Consider the following 4400-nt stretch of genomic DNA (forward strand, 5'->3'; position numbering starts at 1 on the left):
AATGTTGGAGAAATTGAAAATCCTGATGCCGTGGGTATTATTGGGAATATTGTTTGTGGTGATGCTTTAAAAATTACCCTCAAAGTAGATAAGAAAACTCATAAAATAATAGATGCTAAGTTTCAAACTTTTGGATGTGCCTCAGCCATAGCTAGTTCATCAGTTTTAACTGAGTTGTTGAAAGGAAAAACCATTGAAGAAGCCCAAGAAATTAGCAATCAAGATATTGCTGATTACTTGGGAGGTCTTCCTGAAGAGAAAATGCATTGCTCAGTTATGGGCAGGGAAGCTTTAGAAGAAGCCATCAAAAATTATAAAGGGGAAATCCAGCCTATTGAACTTCAAGAAAAAATTGTTTGTAAATGTTTTAATGTTTCAGAAGAAAAAATTCGTAAAGTTGCTCAAGAAAATCATCTAACGACGGTTGAGGAAATTACCAATTTTACCAAAGCCGGAGGCGCATGTGGATCTTGTCTTGGAGAAATTGAAGCTATTCTTAAGGATGTTTGGTCAATTAAAGAACCAATTAAAATTGAAACCAGTTCTCCAAAAAAACTCACCAATTTGCAAAAAATCGCCCTCATCCAAGACATTTTGGAGAGAGAAATTCGACCGAGGCTACAAGCCGATGGAGGCGATATCGAATTGATTGATATTGAGGGAAATAAAGTTATAGTAGGTTTTCGTGCCATGTGTGTATCCTGTCCTATGGGTGGGATAACACTTAAAAGTATCGAAGATAAACTCAGGGAAGTTGTTGGTGAAGAAATTATGGTGGTTGAAGAATGAATACTTTATATTTTGATAATAATGCTACCACTCAGGTTGCCCAAGAAGTATTAGATAGCATGCTTCCTTATTTTCGGGACTATTATGGTAATCCTTCCAGCATGCATACCTTTGGAGGACAGGTCTATCGAAGGATAGAAGAAGCCCGAGAACAAGTCGCATTGCTTATTGGAGCAGAGCCAGATGAAATCATTTTTACCAGTTGTGGAACCGAAAGCGACAATACTGCAATTATGAGCGCTATCGAAACCAATCCAGCAAAAAAACACATTATTACAACCAAAGTTGAACATCCGGCAGTTTTAAACTTCTGTAAAAATTTGGGCCGTAAGGGATATCGAGTAACCTACTTACCGGTTGATAATAAAGGAAGATTAGAAATTGAATCATTTTTGCGGGCTATTGACGATGACCTAGCAATAGTTTCAATTATGTATGCTAATAATGAAACCGGAGTAATTTTTCCCATAGAAAAGATTGGGCATATTCTTAAAGAAAGAAAGGTAGTTTTTCACACTGATGCGGTTCAAATTGTTGGCAAATTACCAGTTAACGTAAAAGACCTTCCAGTTGATATGCTTACACTTTCAGGGCATAAAATCCACGCACCCAAAGGGATTGGAGCTTTATATGTGAGGAAAGGAACCCGGTTTTATCCTTATATAATTGGTGGCCATCAGGAAAACGGACGTCGAGCAGGAACGGAAAACGTTGCTTTCATTATTGGTTTAGGGAAAGCTTGTGAGATCGCAGCAAAAAGTATTCAAAAGGAAATTAACTTCGTTAAAAAACTCAGAGATAAGTTAGAAAAGGGTTTATTAAATAATTGCCCGGATGCCAGTATCAATGGCGACAGAGAAAACCGTCTCCCAAATACATCTAATATTAGTTTTGAGTTCGTTGAAGGAGAAGCTGTCCTTCTCCGATTGAATGAATATGGTATTTGTGCTTCCTCGGGTTCGGCCTGCACATCAGGATCATTAGAACCAAGTCATGTATTACGGGCTATGGGGGTTCGTAACACGGCTATTCATGGCTCAGTGAGGTTTTCTTTGAGTCGGTATAATCAGGAGGAAGAAGTGAATAAGGTTATCGAAGTTATGCCGGGGATTATCAAAGACCTTCGGCTTATTTCTCCTTTCGGCCGGGAAAGACTAATGGGAAAAAGATGTTCTACTTGAAAAGGAAGACAATAAAAAGGGCGATAGATAATATCGCCCTTTTTTTATTTCCAAAATAAACCACAATGACACCGACCATTTTTTTCAACATCCCCCTGGCGGGTGTAAATACAAGGGCAAACATTGTCTTGAACGTTGTCAATTCTACAAGGACAATAGAAATCTCCAAATCGCTGCTGCTTTTTAAGCAAACCTTCCACCAGGGCTTCCTTCATTTCATTGAAATGGTAACCACGGAATCGAGCAAAATTATCCATTCTATGCCTTATTTCATCTTCTAAAGAGATATCCTTAGGTCGCTCTAAAACTATTTGATCTTGTTTTAAAACCATTACTAAGACTGCACCACAGACTGGACAAATGATCCTTTTCCCAGCTTCTTTTGTTTCTTTCAGAATAAAGTTGACCTGGCAGACTGGGCAGAGGATTTTTTCTTGGGCATTCATTTTTCTAAAGCCTCCTTGATACGAAGTTCATCATATCCAACAATGACTTCATCATCAATAACAATAACTGGGAATGCTCGTCGACCAGAAATTTTCTGTACTTCACTTATGGTTTTTTCTTTTTCATCCTCTTTGAGAAGATCCACATCTACTGAATCATAAATAATCTGATGGTTGGTAAAATATTTCTTTGCCATGGTGCAAAAAGGGCAGGTACTCAATGCATACAACATAATTTTTTTCATTTCTTTTGATACCTCCTCTTCTTATTTTCCGCTCATTTCAACTTAATGATAGGCATTGAATGCTATACGAGCTAATTTTTTAATCTTTCTTAAGATATCGACTGAATAATGATAGATGTGTTAAAAAAAGGTTTTACAAAGGAGATTAAATAAACATTTTAAAGAATACACATCACAATGAGTATTCTGTTCGATTTTCATTTCTAATGACAATAAAAGTTAAAAGTTCCTTTTAGGAAGTTTTATGATTCTCTTTAAAGATATATAATAAGTGTGATTTATAGCATCATCCTTCCATTAGTTAAATTAGGAACTTCATCCTATTATATCTTAAACTCATCTTTTATTAATTAATTCAAAAAATTTAAAAAAATTATTTAAAAAAGAGATTACATTATTTTATTTGGAGTAAAATATTTTTAGAGAAATTACCATCAGTAGTGCATAAAACCGTTTTTTTATCAGAATTTATGATGTAGCTATAATTGAATGAATATGAGTTAAAGATGGTAAAAACGGGAGGGGAATGTTAATGAGATGTAAAGATTTATTTGTTAAATTTTTAATTTTGAGTTTATTGTTGTTCGTTCTGTTTTCTCAACCTTTTCCTCACAACAGGGATTTGTTCAACTCTTCAGCTTTTGCCCAGGAAATGAATATTCTTTTTCTGCACCATAGCACCGGTCAAGTCATTTGGGAGGGTGGTGTTCCCGATTTAATTGATCAATATAACAACAATAATGGTACGTCATATTTTATCGAAGCCCAAGAATTTCCCAAAGATTATCCTTATGGATGGAGTAATTATCCCTATGACTATTGGAATATCTGGGTTGAACATGCTGGAGAAGAGCCATTTATGGATGAACCGACTCTGGAAATACTCACTCAAGATTACCAAATGATCATTTGGAAACATTGTTTCCCGGTGAGTGATATTGAGGGCAATAGTGGAGAAGCAGACGTGAGTTCCGATGTTAAATCCATTGAAAACTATCAACTTCAATATTTGGCTCTTAAAGAAAAAATATATGAATTTCCTGAAACACTTTTTATTGTTTGGACTGGAGCAGCGCAAGTAAGAGGTGCTACCACAAAAGAGAATGCACAAAGAGCACAGAAATTTTTTAAATGGGTTAAAGAGGAGTGGGATCAGCCCGGAGATAATATTTATATTTGGGATTTTTTTCAGTTAGAAACCGAGGGTGGATTTTACTTAAAAAATCAGTATGCTGCTTCCAGTGATGATTCTCATCCAAATTATGAATTTGCAGAAAGGGTTGCACCCCTGCTCGTTCAAAGGATTGTTGATGTTATTGAGGGAAGAGGTGATGAAGGAAGTTTGACCGGTGAATAAGCTCGGTTCTAAAAATCCTTTTTAAGTTATTGGAAAGAAGCGGAGCTTAGGATTTTTATTCATATCGTAAAGCCGTAATTGGATCAAGCTTACTGGCTCGTCGGGCGGGGAGTATGCCAAAAAACAAACCGACAGCCAGTGAAACTCCAAAAGATATAACAATAGAGCCAAAACTGACAGTAGTAACCCATTGGGTTAAATTTCCAATTATTTTTGCGCCGATTGTTCCAAAAATAATCCCAAGTATTCCTCCCAAACAACTCAGCACTGATGATTCAACCATGAATTGGAAAAGAATATCATTTGGACGAGCTCCGATTGCTTTCCGAAGGCCAATTTCTCGAGTTCTTTCTGTAACCGAAACCAGCATGATATTCATAAT

General features: G+C 36.3%; 6 protein-coding genes. 3 read left to right on the forward strand and 3 right to left on the reverse strand.

Annotated elements, in window-relative coordinates:
* Together nifU and nifS are read left to right on the forward strand one after the other, a co-directional pair.
* On the forward strand, positions 1 to 789 hold a 789-nt coding region (gene nifU / locus PLK24_RS08755; RefSeq protein WP_324478259.1), incomplete at its 5' end, for a Fe-S cluster assembly protein NifU.
* Positions 786 to 1970, forward strand: a complete 1185-nt coding sequence (gene nifS, locus PLK24_RS08760; protein WP_324478260.1) for a cysteine desulfurase NifS — start codon at positions 786 to 788, stop codon at positions 1968 to 1970. The genes nifU and nifS, both read left to right, overlap by 4 nt.
* Positions 1971 to 2014: 44 nt before the next feature.
* Here nifS and PLK24_RS08765 read toward each other — a convergent pair whose 3' ends face one another.
* Together PLK24_RS08765 and PLK24_RS08770 are read right to left on the reverse strand one after the other, a co-directional pair.
* Positions 2015 to 2416: a ferredoxin-thioredoxin reductase catalytic domain-containing protein gene (locus PLK24_RS08765; protein ID WP_324478262.1), complete on the reverse strand. Its 402-nt coding sequence runs from the start codon at positions 2414 to 2416 to the stop codon at positions 2015 to 2017.
* Positions 2413 to 2661 carry a glutaredoxin family protein gene (locus PLK24_RS08770; protein WP_324478264.1) on the reverse strand — a complete coding sequence of 83 codons (249 nt, stop codon included), beginning with the start codon at positions 2659 to 2661 and terminating at the stop codon, positions 2413 to 2415. Before PLK24_RS08770 ends, PLK24_RS08765 begins: the two co-directional genes overlap by 4 nt.
* 532 nt (positions 2662 to 3193) lie before the next feature.
* Here PLK24_RS08770 and PLK24_RS08775 point away from each other — a divergent pair.
* Positions 3194 to 4018 (forward strand): hypothetical protein, encoded by an 825-nt coding sequence (locus PLK24_RS08775; protein WP_324478266.1) that lies wholly within the window; start codon positions 3194 to 3196, stop codon positions 4016 to 4018.
* A gap of 55 nt (positions 4019 to 4073) precedes the next feature.
* On the opposite strand, the gene PLK24_RS08780 is transcribed toward PLK24_RS08775, so the two are convergent.
* On the reverse strand, positions 4074 to 4400 hold a 327-nt coding region (locus PLK24_RS08780; protein WP_324478268.1), incomplete at its 5' end, for an ABC transporter permease.

Source organism: Atribacter sp. (assembly GCF_035418125.1).
Lineage (GTDB): Bacteria > Atribacterota > Atribacteria > Atribacterales > Atribacteraceae > Atribacter > Atribacter allofermentans.